Annotated in this window: 27 protein-coding genes; 13 read left to right on the plus strand and 14 right to left on the minus strand. The window is 68.3% G+C overall.

The annotated features are described in order from the left end of the window. Window positions 1-41: 41 nt before the first annotated feature. The 4 genes from NC4_RS27900 to sdhC are packed head-to-tail and all read right to left on the minus strand — an operon-like array spanning window position 42 to window position 3,430. The gene (locus tag NC4_RS27900; protein ID WP_067544069.1) at window positions 42-815 is read right to left on the minus strand and encodes a succinate dehydrogenase iron-sulfur subunit; all 774 of its coding nucleotides are present in this window, start codon (window positions 813-815) and stop codon (window positions 42-44) included. Continuing rightward, on the minus strand, window positions 815-2,566 hold the full coding sequence (gene sdhA / locus NC4_RS27905) for a succinate dehydrogenase flavoprotein subunit (protein ID WP_067544242.1): 1,752 nt from the start codon (window positions 2,564-2,566) through the stop codon (window positions 815-817). Before sdhA ends, NC4_RS27900 begins: the two co-directional genes overlap by 1 nt. Window positions 2,567-2,598: 32 nt before the next feature. Then, a complete protein-coding gene (locus NC4_RS27910) occupies window positions 2,599-3,030 on the minus strand; it encodes a succinate dehydrogenase hydrophobic membrane anchor subunit (protein WP_067544071.1) in 432 nt (143 codons plus the stop codon). Window positions 3,031-3,034: 4 nt separating this feature from the next. Further along, complete coding sequence (gene sdhC, locus NC4_RS27915; RefSeq protein ID WP_084529842.1) at window positions 3,035-3,430, minus strand: succinate dehydrogenase, cytochrome b556 subunit; 396 nt, start codon at window positions 3,428-3,430, stop codon at window positions 3,035-3,037. Between the two features lie 300 nt (window positions 3,431-3,730). On the opposite strand from sdhC, the gene NC4_RS27920 reads away from it, so the two are divergent. From NC4_RS27920 to NC4_RS27935, 4 genes are all read left to right on the plus strand, one after another. Beyond that, entirely contained in the window at window positions 3,731-4,132 is a 402-nt protein-coding gene (locus tag NC4_RS27920; protein ID WP_067544075.1) for a cytidine deaminase, read from the plus strand. A gap of 47 nt (window positions 4,133-4,179) precedes the next feature. Further along, window positions 4,180-5,472 carry a thymidine phosphorylase gene (locus NC4_RS27925; protein WP_067544077.1) on the plus strand — a complete coding sequence of 431 codons (1,293 nt, stop codon included), beginning with the start codon at window positions 4,180-4,182 and terminating at the stop codon, window positions 5,470-5,472. Window positions 5,473-5,657: 185 nt separating this feature from the next. After that, window positions 5,658-6,749, plus strand: a complete 1,092-nt coding sequence (locus NC4_RS27930; protein ID WP_067544244.1) for an adenosine deaminase — start codon at window positions 5,658-5,660, stop codon at window positions 6,747-6,749. A 109-nt stretch (window positions 6,750-6,858) separates the two neighbouring features. Next, window positions 6,859-7,521 (plus strand): hypothetical protein, encoded by a 663-nt coding sequence (locus NC4_RS27935; protein ID WP_067544079.1) that lies wholly within the window; start codon window positions 6,859-6,861, stop codon window positions 7,519-7,521. 66 nt (window positions 7,522-7,587) lie between these two features. On the opposite strand, the gene NC4_RS27940 is transcribed toward NC4_RS27935, so the two are convergent. The 5 genes from NC4_RS27940 to NC4_RS27960 form a co-directional block, all read right to left on the minus strand. Next, window positions 7,588-8,838: a SatS C-terminal domain-containing protein gene (locus NC4_RS27940; RefSeq protein ID WP_067544081.1), complete on the minus strand. Its 1,251-nt coding sequence runs from the start codon at window positions 8,836-8,838 to the stop codon at window positions 7,588-7,590. A gap of 26 nt (window positions 8,839-8,864) precedes the next feature. Then, window positions 8,865-9,182: a YbaB/EbfC family nucleoid-associated protein gene (locus tag NC4_RS27945; RefSeq protein ID WP_245721967.1), complete on the minus strand. Its 318-nt coding sequence runs from the start codon at window positions 9,180-9,182 to the stop codon at window positions 8,865-8,867. Between the two features lie 40 nt (window positions 9,183-9,222). Beyond that, complete coding sequence (locus NC4_RS27950) at window positions 9,223-9,564, minus strand: hypothetical protein (RefSeq protein WP_067544085.1); 342 nt, start codon at window positions 9,562-9,564, stop codon at window positions 9,223-9,225. Further along, window positions 9,561-10,721: a bifunctional WXG100 family type VII secretion target/C40 family peptidase gene (locus tag NC4_RS27955; RefSeq protein WP_067544087.1), complete on the minus strand. Its 1,161-nt coding sequence runs from the start codon at window positions 10,719-10,721 to the stop codon at window positions 9,561-9,563. Before NC4_RS27955 ends, NC4_RS27950 begins: the two co-directional genes overlap by 4 nt. Before the next feature lie 291 nt (window positions 10,722-11,012). Next, entirely contained in the window at window positions 11,013-11,336 is a 324-nt protein-coding gene (locus tag NC4_RS27960; protein WP_067544089.1) for a DUF2563 family protein, read from the minus strand. Between the two features lie 139 nt (window positions 11,337-11,475). Between NC4_RS27960 and upp the strand changes: the two genes are divergently transcribed. Then, window positions 11,476-12,099, plus strand: a complete 624-nt coding sequence (upp, locus tag NC4_RS27965; RefSeq protein ID WP_067544091.1) for a uracil phosphoribosyltransferase — start codon at window positions 11,476-11,478, stop codon at window positions 12,097-12,099. Between the two features lie 24 nt (window positions 12,100-12,123). On the opposite strand, the gene NC4_RS27970 is transcribed toward upp, so the two are convergent. The 3 genes from NC4_RS27970 to NC4_RS27980 all read right to left on the minus strand — a co-directional run bounded on the left by NC4_RS27970 (window position 12,124) and on the right by NC4_RS27980 (window position 14,340). Further along, on the minus strand, window positions 12,124-12,480 hold the full coding sequence (locus NC4_RS27970; RefSeq protein WP_067544093.1) for an Rv1352/Rv1906c domain-containing protein: 357 nt from the start codon (window positions 12,478-12,480) through the stop codon (window positions 12,124-12,126). A gap of 101 nt (window positions 12,481-12,581) precedes the next feature. After that, on the minus strand, window positions 12,582-12,803 hold the full coding sequence (locus NC4_RS27975; protein ID WP_067544246.1) for a hypothetical protein: 222 nt from the start codon (window positions 12,801-12,803) through the stop codon (window positions 12,582-12,584). Window positions 12,804-12,810: 7 nt separating this feature from the next. Then, the gene (locus tag NC4_RS27980) at window positions 12,811-14,340 is read right to left on the minus strand and encodes a phospho-sugar mutase (protein ID WP_084529843.1); all 1,530 of its coding nucleotides are present in this window, start codon (window positions 14,338-14,340) and stop codon (window positions 12,811-12,813) included. A 210-nt stretch (window positions 14,341-14,550) separates the two neighbouring features. On the opposite strand from NC4_RS27980, the gene NC4_RS27985 reads away from it, so the two are divergent. Then, window positions 14,551-14,961 (plus strand): hypothetical protein, encoded by a 411-nt coding sequence (locus NC4_RS27985; RefSeq protein ID WP_067544097.1) that lies wholly within the window; start codon window positions 14,551-14,553, stop codon window positions 14,959-14,961. Window positions 14,962-14,978: 17 nt separating this feature from the next. On the opposite strand, the gene NC4_RS27990 is transcribed toward NC4_RS27985, so the two are convergent. Next, complete coding sequence (locus NC4_RS27990) at window positions 14,979-15,827, minus strand: purine-nucleoside phosphorylase (protein ID WP_439957562.1); 849 nt, start codon at window positions 15,825-15,827, stop codon at window positions 14,979-14,981. Window positions 15,828-15,938: 111 nt separating this feature from the next. On the opposite strand from NC4_RS27990, the gene NC4_RS27995 reads away from it, so the two are divergent. The 3 genes from NC4_RS27995 to NC4_RS28005 all read left to right on the plus strand — a co-directional run bounded on the left by NC4_RS27995 (window position 15,939) and on the right by NC4_RS28005 (window position 19,330). After that, entirely contained in the window at window positions 15,939-16,646 is a 708-nt protein-coding gene (locus NC4_RS27995) for an enoyl-CoA hydratase/isomerase family protein (protein WP_067544099.1), read from the plus strand. Window positions 16,647-16,832: 186 nt separating this feature from the next. Then, window positions 16,833-18,020 (plus strand): M20 family metallopeptidase, encoded by a 1,188-nt coding sequence (locus NC4_RS28000; RefSeq protein WP_067544101.1) that lies wholly within the window; start codon window positions 16,833-16,835, stop codon window positions 18,018-18,020. Window positions 18,021-18,166: 146 nt separating this feature from the next. Further along, the gene (locus NC4_RS28005) at window positions 18,167-19,330 is read left to right on the plus strand and encodes a M20 family metallopeptidase (protein ID WP_067544250.1); all 1,164 of its coding nucleotides are present in this window, start codon (window positions 18,167-18,169) and stop codon (window positions 19,328-19,330) included. Window positions 19,331-19,386: 56 nt separating this feature from the next. On the opposite strand, the gene NC4_RS28010 is transcribed toward NC4_RS28005, so the two are convergent. Further along, a complete protein-coding gene (locus tag NC4_RS28010) occupies window positions 19,387-19,866 on the minus strand; it encodes a gamma-glutamylcyclotransferase family protein (RefSeq protein ID WP_067544103.1) in 480 nt (159 codons plus the stop codon). Between the two features lie 234 nt (window positions 19,867-20,100). Here NC4_RS28010 and NC4_RS28015 point away from each other — a divergent pair, with 234 nt between their 5' ends. The 4 genes from NC4_RS28015 (at window position 20,101) to NC4_RS28030 (ending at window position 24,561) form a co-directional block, all read left to right on the plus strand. Beyond that, the gene (locus NC4_RS28015; RefSeq protein ID WP_067544105.1) at window positions 20,101-21,504 is read left to right on the plus strand and encodes an NAD(P)H-quinone dehydrogenase; all 1,404 of its coding nucleotides are present in this window, start codon (window positions 20,101-20,103) and stop codon (window positions 21,502-21,504) included. A 195-nt stretch (window positions 21,505-21,699) separates the two neighbouring features. Next, a complete protein-coding gene (locus tag NC4_RS28020) occupies window positions 21,700-22,788 on the plus strand; it encodes a hypothetical protein (RefSeq protein ID WP_245721968.1) in 1,089 nt (362 codons plus the stop codon). Between the two features lie 96 nt (window positions 22,789-22,884). Beyond that, window positions 22,885-24,015, plus strand: a complete 1,131-nt coding sequence (locus NC4_RS28025; protein ID WP_067544107.1) for a hypothetical protein — start codon at window positions 22,885-22,887, stop codon at window positions 24,013-24,015. 48 nt (window positions 24,016-24,063) lie between these two features. Beyond that, complete coding sequence (locus NC4_RS28030) at window positions 24,064-24,561, plus strand: DUF8176 domain-containing protein (protein ID WP_067544108.1); 498 nt, start codon at window positions 24,064-24,066, stop codon at window positions 24,559-24,561. Window positions 24,562-24,684: the final 123 nt, after the last annotated feature.

Consider the following 24,684-nt stretch of genomic DNA (forward strand, 5'->3'; position numbering starts at 1 on the left):
AATGATGAAGGCGGCCTTCGGGTTTCGGCTGATGCCAGGTGTCAGCGGGCGAAGAGGAGGGCGCGCTTGACTTCCTGGATGGCCTTGGTGACCTCGATGCCGCGGGGGCAGGCGTCGGTGCAGTTGAAGGTGGTGCGGCAGCGCCAGACACCCTCGACGTCGTTGAGGATGTCCAGGCGTTCGCGGGCGGCTTCGTCGCGGCTGTCGAAGATGAAGCGGTGGGCGTTCACGATGGCGGCCGGGCCGAAGTAGCTGCCGTCGCTCCAGTACACGGGGCAAGAGGTGGTGCAGCAGGCGCACAGGATGCACTTGGTGGTGTCGTCGAAGCGGGCGCGGTCGTGCTGGGACTGGATGCGCTCGCGGGTCGGCTCGTTGCCCGTGGTGATGAGGTAGGGCTTCACCGCCTTGAAGGCGTCGAAGAACGGCTCCATGTTCACCACGAGATCCTTCTCCACGGGCAGGCCGCGGATGGGCTCGACGGTGACGGTGATGTCCTTGCCGTTCTTGGGCAGCATGTCCTTCATGAGGAGCTTGCAGGCCAGCCGGTTGACGCCGTTGATGCGCATGGCATCCGAACCGCACACGCCGTGGGCGCAGGAGCGGCGGAAGGTGAGCGTGCCATCGATGTAGGACTTGATGTAGATGAGCACGTTCAGGAACCGGTCGGTGGGAAGCACCGGGACCTTGAACTCGTCCCAGTGATTGCCCTGAGCGTCCTCCGGATTGAACCGGGCGATCTTGACGGTAATGATCGTCGAGCCGTCCGGAACCGGCGCCGGCGCCTGGGCAGCACCCTTCTCGAGAGTGGCAGTCATCAGTACTTACGCTCCATCGGCTCGTAACGGGTCTGCACGACCGGCTTGTAGTCCAAGCGGGTCTCGGAGATGAGCTCCGGGCTCTGCTTGTACGCCATGGTGTGGCGCATGAAGTTGACGTCGTCGCGGTCCGGGTAGTCCTCGCGGGCGTGGCCGCCGCGCGATTCCTTGCGGTTCAGCGCACCCGCCACGGTCACCTCGGCCAGCTCCAGCAGGAAGCCCAGCTCGACGGCCTCGAGCAGATCGCTGTTGTAGCGACGGCCCTTGTCCTGCACGGTGATCCGGGTGTAGCGCTCCTTGAGCGCGTGGATGATGGTCAGCATCTCCTTGAGGCTGTCCTCGGTCCGGTACACACCGGCCTTGTCATCCATGGCGTTCTGCAGCTCGGTGCGGATATCGGCCACGCGCTCGTTGCCGTGATCGGACAGGATCAGCGCCAGCCAGTCCTGCACCATCTGCGCCGGGTTCTCCGGCATCTCCACGAACTCCGCACGCTGGGCGTACTCGGCGGCGGCGATACCGGCGCGGCGGCCGAACACATTGATGTCCAGCAGCGAGTTGGTGCCCAGACGGTTCGCGCCGTGCACCGACACGCACGCGCACTCGCCCGCGGCGTACAGGCCGGGGACGATATCGGTGTTGTTGCGCAGCACCTCACCGCGAATGCGGGTCGGGATGCCACCCATCACGTAGTGACAGGTCGGCATGACCGGCACCGGCTCCTTCACCGGGTCCACGCCCAGGTAGGTGCGGGAGAACTCGGTGATGTCCGGGAGCTTCTCCTCCAGGACGTCCTCGCCGAGGTGGGTCACGTCGATGAGCACGTAATCCTTGTTCGGACCCGCGCCGCGGCCCTCGCGGACCTCCTGGACCATGGAGCGCGCGACGATGTCACGCGGCGCGAGGTCCTTGATGGTGGGCGCGTAGCGCTCCATGAAGCGCTCGCCGGAGGCATTGCGCAGAATGCCGCCCTCGCCACGCACCGCCTCGGAGATCAGGATACCCAGGCCCGCAAGACCTGTCGGATGGAACTGGTGGAACTCCATGTCCTCGAGCGGCAGGCCCTTGCGGAACACGATGGCCATACCGTCGCCGGTCAGCGTGTGCGCGTTCGAGGTGGTCTTGTACATGCGGCCCGAACCGCCGGTCGCGAAGATGATCGACTTCGCGTGGAACACATGCAGTTCGCCGGTGGCCAGCTCGTAGGCCACCACGCCGGTCGCGACGGGGCCGCGCTCGGTATCGGTGAGAACCAGGTCCAGCACGTAGAACTCGTTGAAGAACTCCACGTCGTGCTTGACGCAGTTCTGGTACAGCGTCTGCAGGATCATGTGGCCGGTGCGGTCGGCCGCGTAGCAGGCGCGGCGGACGGGCGCCTTGCCGTGATCGCGGGTGTGACCGCCGAAGCGGCGCTGATCGATCTTGCCTTCGGGGGTCCGGTTGAACGGCAGACCCACCTTCTCCAGGTCCAGCACGGCGTCGATGGCCTCCTTGGCCATAATCTCCGCGGCGTCCTGATCGACGATGTAGTCACCACCCTTGACGGTGTCGAAGGTGTGCCACTCCCAGTTGTCCTCTTCCACGTTCGCCAGCGCGGCGCACATGCCGCCCTGCGCCGCGCCGGTGTGGCTGCGGGTCGGGTAGAGCTTGGTCAGCACGGCGGTGCGGACCCGGGGACCGGCCTCGATCGCGGCGCGCATACCCGCGCCACCGGCACCGACGATGATGACGTCGTAGCGGTGCTCCTGAATCGGTCGAGATTCGCTCATCGAGTTGGCCGTTCCTAACTGATGTTGGGGTCGAAGGTGAAGATGACGTAGGTGCCGGTCACGCAGACCAGGATCATCGAGATCACCAGCAGGGTCTTCAGACAGAACCGGGTGGAGTCCTTGCGGGCGTAGTCGTCGATGACCGTGCGCAGGCCGTTGCCGCCGTGCAGCTGGGCCAGCCACAGCATGGACAGATCCCAGATCTGCCAGAACGGGGAGGCCCAGCGGCCCGCCACGAACGCGAAGTTCAGGCGCTGCACGCCGCCGTCGATCATCAGCATGATGAACATGTGGCCGATGACCAGGAACACCAGCAGGATTCCGGAGAAGCGCATGAACAGCCACGCGTACTTCTCGAAGTTGTTCCCGGTGGTGCGGCGGGGCGCGCGCGGCGCGTCCAGGCTGGCGGGGCGGTCGTAGGACTTGCCCAGGATGGGTGCGGTCATGGTGTCAGTGCTCCGTCAGCAGGTAGAAGAACTGGCGGCCGACGCCCGCGCCAGCGATCAGGATCCACAGCGCCAGCACGATCCACAGCATCTGCCGCTGGTAGCGCGGGCCCTTCTCCCAGAAGTCGACCAGGATGATCCGGATGCCGTTGAACGCGTGGAACAGCACGCAGACAACCAGGCCCATTTCCATCAGGGCGACGATCGGCGTCTTGTAGGTCTCGATCGCTTGGTCGTAGGTGTCCGGGCTGACACGCACCAGCGCGGTATCCAGCACGTGGACGAACAGGAAGAAGAAGATCGTCACGCCGGTGATGCGGTGCAGGGCCCAGGACCACATGCCCGGGTCGCCACGGTAAAGGGTCCGCTTCGGCTTGGCCGGAGCTTCTAGCGTGGTCATAGAGTGCGGTGCCTCCAACGTCGTCGATGGACCCGGTCAGATCCGGCGCGGAGCCTAAGGACTGTCGATAACACCAGCTCACAGCCGGAATCACAGTCCGGTGGCAGTGCTGCAGGCCCGTTGTCGGGAACCTGAACCGATCTGTCGTGAACTCTAATCCTCGGGTGTTGGGGGAACTAATTCGGCGTGCCGCTCGTTGGCTCGTTTTGTGTTGAGTTAGGTTTGCCTTTCCTGATTTTCGATGGGGTGCGAGAGCGCATTTCTGTGGCTACCGTCACGTTCGTGGGAGGATGGTCCGTTATGTCGGAAATTGCCTGGGATTCCTTGCGCGACAAGGCTTTTGAGGCGATGAAAAGCGCGTACGCGCCCTACTCCCGATTCCCCGTCGGGGCCGCGGCTCTCACCGCGGATGGGCGAATTGTGAGTGGCTGCAATGTGGAAAATATCTCATACGGTTTGGGCCTGTGTGCCGAATGCGTACTGGTCGGTAACTTGATTTCCTCGGGTGGGGGACGGTTGCTGGCCGTCTCGGTCTGCGACTCGCGCGGCGAAATCCTGATGCCCTGCGGGCGCTGCCGACAGATCCTGTTCGAGCATGGCGGGAACGAGGTCCTCATCGATCACCGCGGCGCGCCGGTGCCGCTGCGCACCCTGCTGCCGGATGCCTTCGGGCCCGACGATCTCGCCGCGGGGCAGCAGTAGCGGCCAGTAGCCCGCGAATTCCGCGCACCCGTGCCAGGGTTGGAGGGATGAGCGTGCACTCGGCTGTAGACGTGATCCGGACCAAGCGCGACGGGGGAGAGCTCACCGACGCGCAGATCGATTGGGTGGTGGACGCGTTCACACGCGGGCAGGTCGCCGACGAGCAGATGTCGGCGCTGGCCATGGCCATCGTGTGGCGCGGGATGACGCGCCGCGAAACCGCGCGCTGGACCGCCGCCATGATCAACTCCGGGAAACGGCTGGACTTCTCGGACCTGCCGCGCCCCACCGTCGACAAGCATTCCACCGGCGGGGTGGGCGACAAGATCACGCTGCCGCTCTCGCCGCTGGTGGCGGCGTGCGGTGCGTCCGTACCGCAGCTGTCCGGGCGCGGGCTCGGCCATACCGGCGGCACGCTCGACAAGCTGGAGGCGATTCCCGGCTGGCAGGCCGACATTCCGGTGGACCGGATGCGCGAGATCCTCGCCGATCCCGCCATCGGCGCGGTGGTGTGCGCGGCCGGAGCCGATCTCGCGCCCGCCGACAAACGGCTCTACGCGCTGCGTGATGTCACCGGGACCGTGGAATCCATCCCCCTGATCGCCAGCTCCATCATGAGCAAGAAGATCGCCGAGGGCACCGGGGCGCTGGTGCTGGATGTGAAGGTCGGGCGCGGCGCATTCCTGAAGGAGCTCGCACAGGCCCGCGAATTGGCCACCGCTATGGTCGAACTCGGCACCGATGCCGGGGTGTGCACCGTGGCGCTGCTCACCGCCATGGACACGCCCCTGGGCAACACCGCGGGGAATGCACTCGAGGTCGCCGAATCGCTCGAGGTGCTGGCCGGGGGCGGTCCGGCCGATATCGTCGAGCTGACCCTGGCACTGGCGCGGGAAATGCTGGTCCAGGCCGGAATCGACGATATCGATCCGGCGGATGCGCTGGCCGATGGCCGGGCCATGGATCACTGGCGCACCATGGTGCGCGCGCAGGGCGGGGATCCGGACGCGGCGCTGCCGGTGGCGCGCCACACCGAGATCCTGGACGCGCCCGCGACCGGGACGCTCACCCGGCTCGATGCCCTGGATGTCGGTCTCGCCGCCTGGCGGCTGGGCGCGGGCCGCGCGCGTCAGGGCGGTCCGGTGCAAGCGGGCGCGGGCATCCGAATCCATGCCAAGCCAGGCGATTCCATCAAGGCGGGCGAGCCGCTGCTGACCCTGCACACCGATACCCCCGAGGCGTTCCCAGCCGCGCTGGACGCCTTGCGGGACGCGTTCACCATCGAGGACGCCGCACCGCGCCCCGCTGCGCCCCTGGTGCTCGATCGCATTACGGCGTAGCGGCGGCCCTCCGCGAATATTCGATGACGCCCGCACGACCGGCAGCAACGTGCGGGCTACGAATCGCCAAATTGAGAATGGACACAGGCCCACCCGCCGCCCGACCACCACCCCTCACGGAGTCGCTGCGCGACGCGGTATTCGATCGTGGTGCCGCAGAACGTGAATGCGGCTACCGTTTGAACATGACTGGACCGACGCCTCTCACTCTCGCCTCAATCCGCCAGGCTCCGAAGGCGGTCCTGCACGATCGCCTGGACGGCGGGCTGCGCCCCGCGACCGTCCTGGAACTCGCCCGCGACTGCGGTTACGACCAGCTACCGGCCGACAATGCCGAAGCCCTCGGCGCCTGGTTCCGTGATGCGGCAGACAGCGGATCGCTCGAGCTGTACCTGGAAACCTTCGCGCACACCGTCGCCGTCATGCAGACGCCGGAGGGCTTGCGCCGGGTCGCCCGCGAATGCGCCCAGGACCTGGCCGCCGACGGCGTCGTCTACGCCGAGGTGCGCTTCGCCCCCGAACAGCATCTCGAGGCGGGCCTCACCCTCGACGAGGTCGTGGAACACACCCTCGCCGGATTCCGCGAGGGCGAGGCCCTGGCCGCCGCCGCGGGCACGCCCATCCGCACGGTCTGCCTCCTCACCGCCATGCGCCACGCGGCCCGCTCCCTCGAGATCGCCGAACTCACCGTCCGCTGGCGCGACCGCGGCGTCGGCGGCTTCGATATCGCGGGCGCGGAGGCTGGGTACCCTCCCACCCGCCACCTCGACGCCTTCGAATACATGCGCGCCAACAGCGCCCACTTCACGATTCACGCCGGTGAGGCCTTCGGCCTGCCGTCCATCCACGAGGCCCTGGCCTTCTGCGGCTGCGACCGCCTCGGTCACGGCGTCCGCATCACCGACGACATCACCGACGCCCCCGACGGCCCCCGCCTCGGCCTGGTCGCAAACTACGTGCGCGACAAGCGAATCCCCCTCGAACTCTATCCCTCCTCCAACGTCCAGACCGGCGCCGTCCCCTCCCTCGACAAGCACCCCTTCGACCTCCTGGCCCGCCTCCGCTTCCGCGTCACCGTCAACACCGACAACCGCCTCATGAGCGACACCACCATGAGCAAGGAAATACTGAAGCTCTCGGAAACCTTCGGCTACGGCTGGAGCGACCTGGAACGCTTCACCATCAACGCCATGAAATCGGCCTTCATCCCCTTCCCCGACCGCCTCCGCCTGATCGACGAAGTCATCAAACCCGGCTACGCCGTCCTCATCGGCTAGCGTTCACACCCTTTCTCCCCGGTTCACACCGTCTATCGCCGTCTATAGGGGGTGTGCACCGTGGACAAGGGGTGTGAAGCACCGGTTCGGGTCATTACCGTAGCGAAGTATGAGGACGTTGGAGATTCCCGCCAGATTCAATGGCCCGCCGGGCTCCGGCAATGGCGGCTATGTGGCGGGATTGCTGGCCGAGCAGCGGGACGAGCCTGTGGTGAAGGTGATTCTGCGGGGGCCGCCGCCGCTCGAGGTGCCGTTGCGGGTTGCGGAGGGGCGGCTCTACGACGGGGAGAACCTGTTGGTGGATTCCGCTGTGGGGGAGTTCGACGCGGATGCGCCACCGGCGGTGTCGTACGCGGAGGCCGCTGCTGCGCGCAGTGAATACCAGGGCAACGAGTTGTTCGGGCACTGCTTCGTGTGCGGGACGCAGCGGGAGGACGGGCTGGCGATCGAAGCCGGGGCGGTGGGCGAGGGCATGGTGGCCGCGCCGTGGACGCCGGATGGCACGGTGCCCATCGGCGCGCCGCTGCTGTGGGCCGCCATGGACTGTCCGGGCGGGTGGTCGCTGCCTGAAATGTTCTCTAGCCCAGCGGTTCTCGGGTCCATGACGGGTACCGTGCTGGATCGTCCGGCGGCCGGTGAGCAGTGCGTCGTGGTCGGGCAGCTGCGGGGGGAGCAGGGGCGCAAGGGGTTGACCGCGACCGCGGTCTACGGGGCCGACGGGCGGTTGTTGTGCCGGTCCGAACAGGTGTGGATCAGGCTCGGGGCGTCCTGACACCGGTGTTGAAATGACTTGGGCTGCACCTGATTACAGGTGCGGCCCACGTCGTGTTCGGGTGTGTCAGGCCTTGCGGAGGTGGCCTTCGAAGGCGACCTCGAGGGCGCGCCACTGCTCGGCCTCGGCATTGAACGGGGGGTTCGGGGCCATGCGGGTCGGGTCCGGGTTCAGCAGGTAGGAGACGTACCAGCCCAGCGGGGTGGAGACGGCGAGGGCGGTTTCCACCGCGTCGTCGTCGGCGTAATCGGCTGCGTCGGTGAACAATTCGACGGCGAGGTCGAGCTGGTCGGTATCGACGGACTGGGGTCCGGCGGCGAGATCGTCGGCAATGCCGGGCAGGACGTAGACGTTCTCCTCGTCGACCTCGACCACCAGGGAGCCGTCCACGGCGGCGGTCTGGACCTCGCCGTAGGTGCTGACATGGGCCAGGTCGTGATCGTGGTCGTCGGCCAGATAGCGGGCCAGGGCGCGCTCGGACGGGAAGACCGTGATGACGCCGTCGGCGCCGAGGAAGATCGGGTCGTCGTCGACATAGCAGCGCAGGGTGAATAAGGTACCGTCGGAGCTGATGATCTGGACCGGGTCGATGCCGACCTCGTGCCAGAAGGAGAGATCCTCGTCCTCCTCCTCGTCGTCCTCGTTGAGGTCGACGGTCTCGAACTCGTTCTCCTCATCGCTGTCGGCGGCGTCCTCGGCGTCGACGATGTTCTCCTCGGCCGCAAGCAGTTCCGCCTCGGCGACCGCCACCGCGTCGGCGTCCACGTCCGGGATGCTCACCACCGTGTCGATGGCGTCCAGGACCGCGTCCCAGTCCTTGCTGATGGCCGCGCCGATCTGATCCCAGAGCTCTTCGCCTTCCTTGCCGAAGAAGGTGCTCACGCCGCCCGCGAGGGCGCCCACCACCGGGTGCGAGCCGAAGAACTTGGTGACGGTGTCGAGCTCGCAGACATCGCCGATATTGCGGACGATATCGAGGGTCTCCTCGAGCTCGGACACGATCTCCGGATCCGGATCGTCGGCCGCCAGCTCCGGAACGCCGACCAGATCGAAGACGAACTGCTCCTCCGGCTCCAGTTCGGCGGCGGACAGACCTGCGATTATCTTCCAGGCCGGATGGTCGACGAGATCGTTGTCGGAGTTGGTGCGAATGAACGCCGCCAGCTCCGCGACCGACTCGAAACCGTAGAGGTCTTCCTCGTGACCGAGGAATGCCTGCCACTCATCGTCACCGTCTCGCCAGCGCGGTGCCCACAGGGTGACGAGATCGCCTTTGGTCAGGCCGAGCGCGATCGGTACGATGTCTCCAGAAGCCATGACCGGAAGCCTATCTAGTGGTCACCTCAGGCACTATCCGGGCCGCCCCCAACATTTCCCGCCACGAGGGACTCATTCAATCGGGCAACGATTTCCGAGCGCTGTGCGGTGGCTGCCGCGGCCGCTTCCCGGCACGCCCAGAGGATCAATTTCGACACCTCGGCGGGCGGTTGCGAGGTCACCGATTCGGCCAGCCACAGGCCGGTCAGCGCGCCCTCGCCATCGACCTCGGCGGTGACCGACCGGTCCTCGCTGGTGAACCGGCCGCGCACGTGGCGCAGGCCGTGCAGTGCCGTTTCTAGGGCTTCGAGCTGGTCGCCGATGCCCTTGACCAGCGCGTCCATTTCCGCGCTCATACCGTGTCCCTCCGGTTCGGGTGGTTGCTCACGCGCGGCCCGTCCAGCTCGTGGGCCCGGTGTCGGCGTCGTCGAGGCGATCCAGCTCGTCCACGGCGGCCTGGCGGGTGGGCAGGCCGAGCCGGTCGAGCACGTCCTCGGGCACCCCGGCCTCGGCCAGCAGTTCCCGCCGCCGGGACTTGGCGGCAATGGCCGAGCGCTTGGTCAGGCGCAGGATCTCGTCCGCGAGAGCCTGTGCGCCGTAGCGGTATTCGCCGCGCTCGAACCGGATCTCCACCGGCATGCCCTGATCGGTGGCGCGCACCGTGATGGTGCCCGCGCGATTGCCGCTCGCGGCCACCGTGACATTCGGGACCTGCGGCGCGCTCATGCCGTGGGCCTGTAGAACCCGAGGAATCGCATACCGGCGTTCTCCGTTCGTATCGGTCCGACCTGGACGGGATCGCCCGCCTCCACCAGCTGACCGTTCCCGATGACCATGGCCACGTGCCCGTCCCACACCACGAGGTCACCGGGCATCAAGTCCCCTGGATCGACCCGCTGATGCCCATCACCCTGTTCCTGCGCCAGCCCCGGCAGCGAAACCCCGGCCTCGGCGTACGCCCACTGTGTCAACCCGCTGCAATCGAGCCCCACACCCGGCGTGTTCCCGCCCCACACATACGGCGTGCCCACCGCGCCGAGCGCATTCCGAACCGCATCGGCAGCCTGCTGGTTCGGCGCCCCCACGCTACTGCCATCCGGCAGCGTCACCAGCACCCCGGCCCCCGCCGACCACGTCTCGGCCCCGCTCTCGATGCTTCGCGGCGGGTCACCCACCGCCGCCGGAACCGTCAGCACATCGCTCGCCAGCGCAGTCCCGGTATCCAGCAGCTGTCTGCCCGTGGACAATGCCGCCGACCCGAACTGCGCCCCGCCGACCGCGCCGATCTGCGGCACGCCGACCGAACCGGCCCCAGCCGGAACGACGGTCGCCCCGCCTGCGCCGGGATCCGGCACTCCGGCGGGCGGTGGTATCGGCGGCGGCTCGATCAACTCGCTCATCGCCGCCGTATCCGCTTCCAACTCCACGCGTACCCGCTCCACCACCCGCAGCGCCTGCCCGATGTGCTCGAGCGCCGCACCGACGAGCACCGCGATCCCGGCCGGGGTCAACCCGGCCGTCCCCACCGCCTGGACCCGCGACACGAATGAGTGCAGGATCTCCGCCACCTCCCGCTGCCCCGCCGCGACTTCCCCGGACGCCCGATCCACGATCTCCGCCATGGCATTCCCCCGATCCGACACGGTCGCCGCCGCGGTCTGCACCTGCATCGCCTTGTCCATCGCCGCATCCCCGGCGGGCCCCCGCCACGCGTCGTACATCTGATCGATCTCACCGCGCCCCACCGCCTGCACCCCCTCCACGACTGCCGAGGCCGCGCGCAACGCATCCCCCACAGCCCGGTCGGCCCCGCCCGGCCCGAAGCTGGCGAGCAGCTCGATAATCGGCCCCGCCAACGCCGCGACATCCAGCCCGCCGCTCATCCCCGCCCACCTCCTTCCTCGCCGATCTCCACCCCGCCCGGGCCGCACCAACCGCGCGCCCGAACCGGGCGACGGTGGGTTCACCCGGCCCGCCCGCCGGAGCCCAGCGACCGCAACAGGCATCGCGCGATGCCGCCGCCGATACGACCCCGCGTGCAGGTGGCCCGCCGCCGCGTGATCCGAATATCAGGTGCGAACGCGCGCACCGGTCGGGAGAGTGACCGGCGGGCGGTGGGCATCGGTGTGTCGAGCGGTGTGCCACAGCTTGGTCGCGCGAGTGGGAAGCGGTGCTCACGCGATCACCTCCGCGCTCGGTGCGTGCAGGGCGGTGGCGTAGGTCGTGTCGGTCGTCTCGTAGGAGGTGGCCGCGCCGGTGGTGGCCGTGCCGAGAGTGGCGAGGACCGTTGTGAGGGCGGTCAAGGTTGTCAGGTGGGCGGTGTGGGCGGCGGTGTAGGTGGTGACGAAGTCGGCGGCTATGAGGCCGAGGGCGGGGGTGAGTAGGGCGGGGGTGGCGGTGGCGGCTCGGGTGGTGGCCAGGGTGAGGTCGGCGGCCATGTGGGCGGCGGTGGCCGCGTAGGCGGTGAGGTCGGCGGGATGGATGGTGAGGTGGTGCATGGAAGCCCCCGTTGTGGCCGGTCGCTGGGTGGTTACGTCCGATACGGGATTGGACGCGCGACGGGGCGGGAATGGTTCCGGGGTGAGGAAATCCGACCGGCCCGGACCTCAATTTGCCTGGCTGACCTATCGTTTTCCTATGCGCACTGACATCGTGGACCACCCGCTCGCTGCCGCTTTGCTGACCACCATGAGAGATGCGCGTACCACAAACCCGACATTCCGGGCGGCGCTGCGCGACCTCACCGGGCTGCTGGTCTACGAGGCCATGCGGGACGCACCGACCGCCACCTTCCCCATCGCGACGCCGGTCGCCGCCGCCGAGGGCACCCGGCTGGCCAAGCCGCCGCTGCTGGTTTCGGTGCTGCGCGCCGGGCTCGGCATGGTGGAGACCGCCGAGAATCTCATTCCCGATGCGCGCATCGGCTTCGTCGGCCTGGCCCGCGACGAGGAGACGCACGAGCCGACCCCGTACATGGAGTCACTGCCCGAGGACCTCGCCGACACCCCCGTCATCGTGCTGGACCCCATGCTCGCCACCGGCGGCTCCATGGTCTACACCCTGGATCTGCTGGCCACCCGGCATGCCCGCGACATCATTGTCATCTGTGTGGTCGCGGCGCCGGAAGGCATTGCGGCGCTGGAGAAGTCCGGGCATCCGGTGCGCCTGGTGACCGCATCCGTCGACCGCGGCCTCAACTCCGACGCCTTCATCGTCCCCGGCCTGGGTGATGCCGGGGATCGCCAATTCGGACCGCGCTGAGGCCATCCGGTCCGAACGAGACCGCTAGGACGATCCGAACGAGCCGGTGCTCGGTCCGGTCGGCTGGCGCTGGTCGCCCTCGATCGTCCAGGTGCCGCAGCCGCTGGTGGAGAACACCGCATCGGTGGCGGGAATGCGCACGGTCACCGTGCCATTGCCGCCCTTGCCCTGCTCGATGATGTCGCCACCGGCGGTGAAGCGCGCCCACTCGCAGCCGGGGGCGGCGGTGTGGGTGGTGTAGTAGCCCGCCGAGATTTCCGTGTTCACCTGGTACGGGCCGTCGTGTTCCATGACGGACGCGGCGGCCGCGGCCGGACCCGCCGTGCTCAGCAACGCCGTGGCGGCGAGGCCGAATCCGGTGAGCCACAGGGTTTTACGCATGTGCGGGCATTCCTTTCGGGGGCTGACTAGCTCTGGACACGCTAGCCCCGGCCGGACCGGGCGGCAAGGCCTCATCGGTCCGGCCGAAACCCGCCGGGTGGCTATTTCCGCGGCGCGAACAGCTCCAGATGTGAGCAGGACCGGCAGCGGTGGGCGTGAACGGCGAAGCGGCGCTTACCTATCCGCTTCGCACCACCGAACGGCTCCAGCTCCAAGGGGCCGGGAATCCAGCGGGTGTAGCCGGGTGCGGAATCGCCCGCATCGTCGAGGAACCCCTGTTCGAGGTCGAAGCCTCCGCAGTGCGTGCAGTGCTGTTCGCTCACGGCCACCTCACAGCTTCTCGCAGAACTCCCTGATATTTGAGAGGGTAAGGGCGGTGGACGCTTTCGCGTGGGCTAATGCCGCACGCGAAGCGACCGGTTCGAATGCCTCCAGATAGCACTTGAGCTTCGGCTCGGTCCCGGACGGCCGCACCACCATGCGCAACGACTCGCCTTCGAACACGAGCGCATCGGTCCGCATCGGCCCCCGCACCTGCGCCATATCGGTGCAGGTGACCGGATGGCCCGCGATCTCGCCGGGCGGCATCTCCCGCAACCGCGCCACCACCGCGGCGGCCTCCTCGGCATCGGCCAGCCGCAGCGAAACCTGATCCCCCGCATGCACACCGAACTCGACGGCATAATCGTCGAGCACATCGAACAGCGTGCGCCCCGCCGCCTTCAGTTGCGCCACGAGATCGGCCGCCAGCACCGCGGCGGAGATCCCATCCTTGTCCCGCACGGCCGACGGATCCACACAGTGCCCGATGGCTTCCTCATAGGCGTAAACCAGCCCGTCACCCGCCCGCGCCAGCCACTTGAACCCGGTGAGCGTCTCCGCGTACCGCGCCCCCCGCGCCGGAGCCAGCCTGCTCAACAACCGCGACGACACGATCGTCGTAGCCACCAGCGAGTCCGCCGCAGCCGTCCGCAAGACGAAATCGCCCAGCAGCACCCCGGTCTCATCCCCGCGCAGCATCCGCCACCCATCCGCCCCTGGCACCCCCACCGCACACCGATCCGCATCCGGATCCAGCGCAATGGCAATATCCGCCTCCACCCGCTCGGCCAATGCCAGCAACAGATCCGAAGCGCCCGGCTCCTCCGGATTCGGAAATGCCACCGTCGGAAAATCCGGATCCGGTGCGAACTGCTCGGCCACCACATGCACATCGGTGAACCCGGCATCTCGCAGCGCGCTCACCGCGAGTTCCCCGCCCACCCCGTGCATGGCCGTCAACGCGATCCGAATCGCGGCCCGCGGCCCCGGCCCGCCGATCATGCTGGGCAGCGCCGAAACCCGCGCCAGATACCGCCGCACCAATTCCTCGCCGAGCGCGTCGGTGTCACTCGCCGCCACGGCGGGTGCGGCGGTCGCCGGGTCGGCGCGCGGGATCGGCTCCGGCACCGCCTCGATGCAGCGCTCGATCTCGGCGTCGGCGCGCGGCACCAGCTGCGACCCGCCGTCGAGATACAGCTTGTATCCGTTGTCGGTGGCGGGATTGTGCGATGCGGTGATCTGCACTCCGGCGACCGCCCCCAATTCCCGCACGGCATAGGCCACCACCGGAGTAGGCAGTGGTCGCGGCAACGCCAGCACCGAAAACCCAGCCGCGGCAAACACTTCCGCCGCAGCCGCAGCGAAGTCCGCCGACCCGTGCCGAGCATCCCGCCCGACAACCACCAGCCCCCCACCCAAGCATCGCCCCCGCAGCCACTCGGCCACCCCGGCGCTGGCCCGCGTCACCGTCTCCACATTCATGCCGTCCGGCCCGTCCTGCAACGGACCCCGCAACCCGGCCGTCCCGAACCGCAGCATGCGCGCCTCCTCGTCTTAGTTCCGGCGTGTCGCCCCCGATCATGCCGCCCCACCCCCGAACCCGGAGCAGACCACGCCACCACGGCACGATTACGCCACCCTCGACGATGATCCGCGCCCCGCATCGGTGGTGCGATAGCCGGATCGGAGAGTTCGGGCCGAAGCGAATGTCGATGACGACGGTGCCGGGTGTCCTTAGCGTGACCGATTGTGGGAGCCAAGCGATCGCATGTCGCGCGACACCTGTTCACGACCCTGCTGTACGGCGGCATGACGCTGCTCTGCGTGGGATTCGGTGTCGTGCAGCTCGTGAACGGCATCGGGTACGTGCTGGGCGAGGGCCGGTCCGCCACCGTCAGCATCGAGCGCGCGTATCCGCTCGGTGAAGGTCGGATGGTGGAGGGCTACTACTCCGACGATTCAGGTGAGCGGCGCAGGATCACCTTCGACAGCGGAAGTATTCAACCCGGCAGCACGGTCGAGGTCCGGTTCACGGTACTGCCGTGGGGGTGGCCGACGGTGATCAGTGCCGTGTGGCAGGTTTGGTTCCTGCTGTTTTCGGGGCTGGGGTCCCTGGGCGGTGCAGCATGCATCGGATGTGGCGCGTGGACCGAGGACTGACCGTCGCGCGAATCGGCTTACACGCGTTCGAGGATCCCGCGCAGCAGCTTGCCCAGACGCGGTGCGGCGGCGTGGCCTTCGGCGAGGACTTCGGCGTGGGAGAGGTGGGCGCCGGTGACGCCTGCGGCCAGGTTGGTGACCAGGGAGATGCCGAGGACCTTGGCTCCGCCTTCGCGGCAGGCGATGGCTTCGAGGACCGTGGACATCCCTACGAGGTCGGCGCCGAGGGTGCGGAGCATGCGGATTTCGGCGGGGGTTTCGTATTGGGGGCCGGTGAGGCCCGCGTAGACGCCCTCGGTGAGGCTCGGATCGATTTCCTTTGCGATGGCGCGGAGTTCGGGGTCCCAGGCGTCGACCAGGTCGACGAAGTCGGCGAAGTCGGCGCCCGTGATCGGGGTGCGGCCGGTGAAGTTGATGTGGTCGCTGATGAGGACCGGATCGCCGACGGTCAGGCCGTCGCGGATGCCGCCCGCGGCATTCGTCAGCAGGATCGTCTGTGCGCCCGCGGCAATGGCGGTGCGCACATTGTGCACGACCTGGTCGGGGGTGCGGCCCTCGTAGAGGTGCTGGCGGCCCATGAGGAGCAGGACGTGCTCGTCGTTGACGGGAACCGAATGGATGGTGCCCTGATGGCCTTGGGCGGTGGGCGATCCGAAGCCCGGGACCTCGCCCATGGGAATCGAGGTGGTGGGATCGCCGATTTCGGCGGCCGCCTCCTGCCATCCGGAGCCGAGCACCACCGCGACCCGGTGGCCCGGCACTCCAGTTCGTTCGGCGATCGTCTTCGCGGCCTGCTCGGCTTGCATGTCGCCCACCCTAGTCCCCGCCGATCTCCCGCGCAGTTGCGCAACTGTGACGTGCCCCATTTGCCGTGATTTCGCCCGGAATCGCGTTGGTCGCGGTCGGTGTCGGCGTCCTCGCCGAATGGGTGGCTACCCGCGAGTAGCAAGCCCGCGCGGGGCTATTACCCTGCACACATGCCGTATTTGAAGCGTGATGGGGACGTGTTCGTCCTGAACCTCGGGACCGAGGGCCAGAACATCGACAGTGAGAACCGCTTCCACCCGGACTGGATCACCGAAGTCCATGCGCTACTCGACGAGGCGGAGGCTTCCGAGGGGCCCGCCGCGCTGGTGGTCACGGCCAACGGCAAGTTCTTCTCCAATGGGCTCGATACCGATTGGCTGTTCGGCAATTTCGACAAGAACTGCTGTTACCTGGATCGGGTGCACTCGCTGTACTCGCGGCTGCTGGCCTTCTCCATGCCGACCGTCGCCGCGGTGAACGGGCATGCGTTCGGGGCGGGCGCCATGCTGGCGACCTCGTGCGACTTCCGGCTCATGCGCGCCGATCGCGGCTTCTGGTGCCTGCCCGAGGTGCATCTGGGCATGCCGTCCACGGTCGCCATGAACGCGCTGCTGACCGAGCGGCTCACCAATCAGGTGTGCGTGGAGGCCATGACCACCGGTCGCCGCTACGCCGCCGATGACGCCATCGCCAAGGGCATTGTGGACGGCAAGGCGGATGCCGAGGCGTTGCTCGCCGCCGCCGTCGCGCAGGCCGATGTGCTCAAGGGCAACCGCAAGCCCAACCTGCAGCAGATCAAGAAGGCGCTGCACCAGAAGGCGCTCGCGGGCCTGGCCGTGGAGACCACCCCGGAGAACCTGGGCTTCAGCCCCTCGTGATCGAGAACGCGAAGGCCGCCTGAGCGAGAACCCGACGGGGCTCCGGGGGAACACCCCCGGAGCCCCTAATCCTTCGGTGAGAGCGCGCCATGCCGTGAGATTTCCGGCTCGCCCGCTGCGACACCGCGCGCTCACAATGCAAGACTGTGTGCCATGCCACCATCGCGCAGCGGCGATGACCGGTCCGTGTTCACCGACGCCGATTCCGCCATCGCCGCCGCCCGCGACCGGCTGATCGCGCTCTCGCATTCGATTCACGCCGAGCCCGAACTCGCCTTCGAGGAATTCCGCAGCGTCGAGAAGACCATGGAGCCGCTGCGCGAACACGGCTTCCACATCGACAAGGGCGTCGCCGATCTGCCGACCGCCTTCACCGCCGAATACGGACACGGTGATCTTGTCGTGGGCATCTGCGCCGAATACGACGCGCTGCCGGAAATCGGCCACGCCTGCGGGCACAACATCATCGCCGCCTCGGCGGTCGGCGCGGCGCTGGGCCTGGCCGCGGTGGCCGATGCCTGCGGTATCACGGTGAAACTGCTGGGCACGCCCGCCGAGGAGAGCGGCGGCGGCAAGGTCCTCATGCTGGAGCGCGGCGTTTTCGACGATTGCGCCATGGCCATGATGATTCATCCGGGCCCGGAGGATATCGCCGGTGCGCATTCCCTCGCCCTGGCTGATTTGTCCGTTGTTTTTCACGGCCGTGAATCCCATGCCAGCGCCGCGCCCGAATACGGGCGAAATGCTCTGGATGCGCTCACGGTCGCTCAAGTTGCTCTAGGTTTGCTCCGTCAACATCTACTTCCTGGACAGCAACTGCACGGTATAGTCGGGTCGGGCGGCGTGGCCCCCAATATCGTGCCCGGACACGCGGAACTGCTGTATTACCTACGAGCAGTGAACTCCGCGGACCTCGAAGATCTGATGCGACGCGCATCGGCCTGTTTCGAGGCAGGTGCCCTGGCGACCGGATGCACACATGAAATCCGGAAGCTCGCGCCGACATATACCGAGCTCACTCCCGACAGCGCACTACTGTGTGCCTATCGCGAGCAGATCATCGAACTCGGACGCGAGCCCATTGCCCCGGAACTCGAGGCGCAACGGCCGCTGGGCAGCACCGATATGGGCAATGTCACCAATGTCATTCCAGGCATTCACCCGATCATCGGGATCGATGCCGGGGGCGCGGTGACCCACCAGCCCGCGTTCGCGGCCGCGGCCGTGAACACCTCCGCCGATGTGGCTGTCATCGATGGTGCTACGGCTTTGGCCCGCACCGCGATACAACTTGCAGGCGATCAATTGCACAGGGACAGGTTGTCGGAACGAGTCAGTCAACGGCAGTTTCAGCGACAGGAGGACATTCGGTGAGCACAACCGGCCGGTCCGCGGCGCGAGCTACGGGTCACACGGCGGCGGGCGCCTGCGTGGCGCCCGCGGCCGCGAGCGGCGTGAACGGCAGCTCGGTGGGGGTCGATATGGGCTTTGAAATGGGCACGGTGGGTGTTGACATGGATATGGTGAGCGGTCGAGACGTGGTGGACGCGTGGCTGGACGAGCATGCCGACGACCTGGTGTCCTGGCGGCGGCACATCCACGCCAATCCGGAACTGTCCCGCACCGAGTTCGGTACCACCGAGTTCGTGGAATCCTGGCTGATCAAGGCTGGTCTGGAGCCGCGCAAACTACCGAGCGGCACCGGGCTCATCTGCGATATCGGCCCCTCCGACGGCCCGCGCATCGGCCTGCGCGCGGATATGGACGCGCTGCCGCTGCAGGAGTACACCGGCCTGCCCTTCGCCTCGACCGTGCCGGGCGTGTCGCACGCCTGCGGGCATGATGCGCACACCACCATCCTGCTCGGTACCGCGCTCGCCCTCGCCGAGGTCCCGGACCTGCCGGTCGGTGTTCGCCTGGTCTTCCAGCACGCCGAGGAGGTCATGCCCGGCGGCGCCATCGACATGGTCGCCGCGGGCGCCATGGAAGACGTGTCCCGCATGTTCGCGCTGCACTGCGATCCCAGACTCGAGGTCGGCCGCGTCGGCATCAGAGTCGGCGCCATCACCTCCGCCGCCGATACCGTCGAACTCGTGCTGGACTCCCCGGGCGGGCACACCTCGCGCCCGCATCTGACCAGTGATCTGGTGTACGCCATCGGCACCGTCATCACCGGCCTGCCCGGCCTGCTGAGCCGCCGGATCGATCCGCGCACCAGCACCGTCATGGTGTGGGGCGCGGTGTCGGCGGGCAAGGCGCCCAATGCCATTCCGCAGACCGGCATGCTCACCGGTACCGTCCGCACCGGCGATCACGCCACCTGGTCGCTGCTCGAGCCCATGGTCCGCGAGATCGTGGAGGGCCTGCTCGCCCCGACCGGCGTGCGCTACCAGCTCAACTACAAGCGCGGCGTGCCGCCGGTGGTGAACGACGAACTGGCCGTGCGCATGTTCGAGGACGCCATTCGCGAAATCGGACCCGACGCCCTCGCCGACACCCAGCAATCCGGTGGCGGCGAAGACTTCTCCTGGTATCTGGAAGAGGTCCCCGGCGCCATGGCCCGCCTCGGCGTCTGGTCCGGCAAGGGCGAGCAACTCGACCTGCACCAGCCGACCTTCGACATCGACGAGCGCGCCCTCGCCGTCGGCGTGCAGATCATGACGAGCATCGTGCTCAACGCCTAGCGAGCAGTGAAAAGGCGGGCCGCACCCTGTGGTGCGGCCCGCCTTTCGTTCGTCTGTCAGAGGCCGAAGGTTCCGGGGCCCACGTTCTTGCTGTTGCGGGTGCGTAGCGCGTGGACGTAGTCGCTTGGCGCACCGGCCTTTTCGGCGGCGTCGGCGATCACTCCGAGGTAGCGGGCCGAGGGCAGGCCGCCCTCGTAGGCGTCGAGCACGTAGAGCCAGGCGAGCACCGGCTCGGTGGCCGGGCCCTGATTGGGCGTCACGCGCAGCCGGATCTTCTTGTGGATGCCGAAGTCCGAACCTTCCCAGCGGTCCAGGCTGACCTCGTCATTGTCGGGCACGTCGTACAGGACGACGAACACGCGTGAGCCAGGCTCCTCGACCACCGTGGCGAGCGGTCCCTCCCAGCCGATGTCGTCTCCGGCGAAGGTCAGACGCCAACCTTCCAGCCAGCCGGTTCCGTACACGGGGGAGTGCGGACAGCGCTTGAGCATCTGCTCGGGATCCATGTTGGACCCGTAGGCGGCGTAAATCGGCACTGTAAGAGCCTATCGAACAATCCCGGACAACCATCCCTGAACCCGATCTCCGGGCGGTTCGCACCGTCTCATTGGTCCGGAGTGCCGGATTCGGTGTGACCCGAGGCTCACTCGCGAAGGACGAGAATTGTGACGAAGCAGGCTACGCATGCGGTCGTAGCTGCACGGACGCCGCCCGATAACGTAATAGCGGGCACCGGAGATCCCGGGTGTCCAGGCAGAAGCGGAGGGACAATGACCCGCATTGCGATCATCGGTGGCGGCCCCGCCGGATACGAGGCGGCGCTGGTTGCGGCGCAGCACGGCGCACCGGTCACGCTGATCGACAGTGACGGCATCGGCGGCGCGTGCGTGCTGTGGGATTGCGTGCCGTCGAAGACATTCATCGCCTCCACGGGCGTGCGTACGGATCTGCGGCGAGCCCGGGACCTGGGCATCACCGTGCATCCGTCCCAGGCGCAGGTGCGCCTGGCCGAGGTGAACTCGCGTGTGAAGGCGCTCGCGCAGGCGCAGTCCTCGGATATCAAGGTGAAGCTGCAGCAGGCGGGCGTCGAGGTGCTGGCCGGGTACGGCGAGCTCATCGACCAGGCGCCCGGTTTGGCCACGCACCTGGTGAAGGCGACGCTCGCCGACGGACAGCAGCGGTTGATCGAGGCCGAGGTGGTGCTCATCGCCACCGGCGCCAGCCCGCGCGTGCTGCCCGGCGCGGAGCCGGACGGCGATCGCATTCTCAACTGGCGTCAGCTCTACGACCTCAAGGAACTGCCCGAGACCCTGGTGGTGGTCGGTTCCGGTGTGACCGGCGCCGAATTCGTCTCCGCCTATACCGAGATGGGCGTGAAGGTGAAGCTCGTCTCGAGCCGCGATCGCGTGCTGCCGGGCGAGGACGCCGACGCCGCGCTGGTGCTCGAGGAAGCCCTCGCCGAACGCGGCGTGGAACTGGTCAAGCACGCGCGCGCCGATGCGGTGGAGCGCACCGCCGACGGCATCGTGGTGAAGCTGTCCGACGGCCGCAACGTGACGGGCACGCATGCGCTCATGACCGTGGGCTCGATTCCCAATACCGACAAGCTGGGCCTGGAGCGGCTGGGCATCGAACTCGACAAGGGCGGCTACCTGCGCGTGGACCGCGTCTCGCGCACCACCGCGCCCGGCGTCTACGCGGCGGGCGACTGCACCGGACTGCTGCCGCTGGCCTCCGTGGCCGCCATGCAGGGCCGCATCGCCATGTATCACGCGCTGGGCCAGGGCGTGCAGCCGATTCGCCTGAAAACCGTTGCCTCCGCCGTGTTCACGCGCCCGGAGATCGCGACCGTCGGCGTCAGCCAGACCGCCATCGACAATGGCGAGGTCCCGGCGCGCACGGTCATGCTGCCGCTGAACACCAATCCGCGGGCCAAGATGTCGGGCCTGCGCCGCGGCTTCGTGAAGATCTTCTGCCGTCCCGCCACCGGCGTGGTGGTCGGCGGAGTCGTGGTGGCGCCCATCGCCTCCGAGCTGATCCTGCCCATCGCCCTTGCGGTGCAGAACAATCTGACCGTGAACGATCTGGCGCAGACCTTCTCGGTGTATCCGTCGCTCACCGGATCGGTCACCGAGGCGGCCCGTCAGCTCATGCGTCACGACGATCTCGACTGATAGCCATACCGTTTGACGTGATGTGATCCGGCTCGTCTTGCTGGTTCGCGAACCGTGTGGTTCACTTCGGCGCGGAAGCGATCGGTCGGGCGATCGCGAGTGACGTAGCGGGGGAGTCGATTCCGGTCCCTCGAGACCCCTCGCTCGCCTACAGTTCGATCGTGCCTGATGAGGGACGAAGGAATTGAGCGAAAAGTGAAGCACCGCAAGCCGAGTCGGGCCAAGGCGAGTACCTCCCTGCCGCTGGCCACCGCGGTCGTCGCGGTGAGCCTGCTGGCGACCCCCGCGAACGCCGCTCCCGCGGATCCGGGCGCCGTGCCGGCTGCTCCCGAACAGCAGCCCGGTGCCACCGACGACAATCCCGCCCCGGAACAAGCCGGTTCCACCAACGGGGGCAAGCCGGAGCAGGTCAAGCCGCAGCCGAGCCAGCCCGGCGTCACCACCCCGGGCTCGCCCAAGCCGGAGACCACCCAGCCCGCCGGTGAGGATCCCGCCAACCCGGAAGAGGAGCAGGTGCAGCCGGCCGGTGTCGGACCGGACGCCAAGCCTTCGCAGCCGGGCGTGAGCGTGCCGCGCGTCGCGCCGCTGCCGGTGCCGGGCCAGACCGTGCCGGGGCAGACCACCCCGGGCGAGGCGGTGCCCGCGGTCGAGACCGAGAACAAGCCGCAGCAGCCGGGCACCACCCAGCCGAGCGTGCCGAAGCCGGAAGCCACCACGCCGGGCACCACGGTCGACGAGACCCAGCCCGAGCAGCCGGACACCACGGTCAACACGCTCACCGGCGGCGAGCCCGTCGAGACCCAGCCGCGTTGGCAGGCCCCGGCCATCGAGACCGCGTCCGCCGCGCCCGTGGTCGAGATGACCGGCCCGCACACCGAGATCGGCGCCAGCCTCGACGGCGGCACCCTGCTGCCCGGCGTCGCGGCCAACACCCACCACTTCAGCAATCTGGACGGCTACGTCGGCACCATCGGCTACTCGACGCCGGGCGGTATCGGCGAAGCCGGTATGGCGCTGGACTTCACCACGATCAATCAGATCAGGGTGACCGCCTACACCCGCGTCGGCGAGGGCGGCGACAGCCAGCTGGAGTTCGTGCTGGACACCGCCGTGGTGAACGCGGTCAAGGCGGACACCGAGAACTTCATTCGCCTGCTCCCGGGCGGCGCCACCATCCTGGAGGCGGCCGCGCAGATTGGTAGGCTTCCGGCGGGCGAACACCCCGTGCAGTCGACCGACCTGGGCGGCGTGACCACGCAGGTGGGCGGTTCGGTCCAGTACTGACGAGCACGGCCCGAATTCGGTGCCGGCACGAGTTGAGTCGTGGCGTGGGGCGGTCGTCAGCGACCGCCCCACGAGTGTGTGGCGAAAGGACGGGTGATGGTTTCCGGAAAGGACGATCCCGCGCGCCCGGATCCAGAATCCACGTCGGTGCCCGCCGAGGGACAACCGGCCGGGCAGCCGGAATCGGAATTCGGCCCGCCGGTGCAGGCCGGTCCTCCAACCGGCGATTTCGGCCCGCCGCTCGCCCCGTCCGCCCCGGCGGCCGCTCCGCCCGACTCGGAGTTCGGCCCGTCCCTCAACGATTTCGGGCCCACCCCCGACACCGGGTCCGGCTGGTCGCCCGCACCGCCCGCGAGTCCCGACCTGGCCTGGCGGCCCGCGGACGCGGGCCCGCCGAGCGGGCAGTACCGGGCGTCCGAATCGTGGACTCCGCCCACAACCGGCCAGTTCCCGGTCCAGCACGGAACGCCACTCGAACCGAACGCCGGTAGCGGCGGAACGCCTTCGGCCCCAGCGCCTTCCACATCGGCCGCGGCGAGCGGCTCCGGATACGCCCCGGGGCCGGGCGTTTTCGGCGACGCCGACCAGACCAGGGTCGTCGGCGGGACGGCCGCGACGGGTGCGTCCGGATATGCCGCGGGGCCGGGCGTTTTCGATGATGCCGACGAAGCGGCGCGGGTCGGTGGGGCCGGAGCCGCAAGCGGGTCCGGGTATTCGGCGGGGCCGGGAGTTTTCGGCAATCCGGCGCAGACGACCGGCGTGACCGGGGCAGGTCCGGGAGCGTCCGGATATGCACCCGGGCCCGGTGTTTTCGGCGATGCCGAGGAGACGACCCGCTACGCCCCGACCGGCGGTGGGTCCGGGTATGCGCCGGGCGCAGGCGTTTTCGGGGATCCCGACCAGACGACCCGCTACGCCGGAACGGGTGGCGCGGCTGTATCGCCCGCTGCGCCGTCGAGCGCCGCGTCGCCGACTCCGGCCCGGAATGCGCCCGCTGACCCGTCAGCGTCGCAATCAGCCGCGAAAAACGCACCGTCCGGTACGAAGGCCGGGCCCGAGGCGGGCGGCAATGGGGCGCCTGCCTCCTGGTGGCGCACCACCGAGGAGGGATTCCCGCCCACTCCGCCGCCGGAACCCGTCACGACCCGAGGGGAATCGCTGTCGTGGGCGGATGATCCGATCGCCAAGCGGCTTGCGCCGAAATCCGTTCCGCCGGAACGGGAATAGTCGGACGGGCCACCGTGGGGCCGGATCGCCCTCGGCGGGGCGGCCGTCGTGGCCGGGCTGGCCATCCTCGGCGCGGTGATCGTGGCCGTCACCCGCGGCGGCGGGGACGACGAGCAGACGCCCGCGGTGGCGACCACCACCGGCAAGTCCGTGACCACCACCGCGCCCACGGCCGCCGCGCTGAGCTGCCCGACCAAGCGCGAGGGCAATCTGACCATCGGCAATGGCGAGGGCAGCACCGGCAGTGGCGCCGACGCCATTCTCGGATTCCAGCACGCTTTCTATGCCGACCGCAGCGGTGAGAAGGCGCGCACCTTCGTCGCGCCCGACGCCGCCAATGTGTCCCCGGCCGAGGTCATCCAGCAGGCCATCAACGACGTGATCCCGGTGGGCACCACCTACTGCCTGCGGATCGTCGAGGTCGCACCGGCCATCTACGACGCCGACCTCACCGAGCACCGGCCCGACTGCACCACGACCGTCTACCGCCAGCACATCACCACCGTGAACCGCGACGGCAAGAACCTGATCTTCGCCATCGACTAGCCCCGGCCAGCGGGTTCGGGCGCGCCCCCACGCGCCCGGCCTGTCTCAGAATATGAGAATGGAATTTCATATTCTGGTCTGGTTGTGACAGGCTGGTTCGCGCATACCCCGGCGTTCCCTCGG

The organism is Nocardia crassostreae, from assembly GCF_001613405.1.
In the GTDB taxonomy this organism is placed as follows: Bacteria; Actinomycetota; Actinomycetes; order Mycobacteriales; family Mycobacteriaceae; genus Nocardia; species Nocardia crassostreae.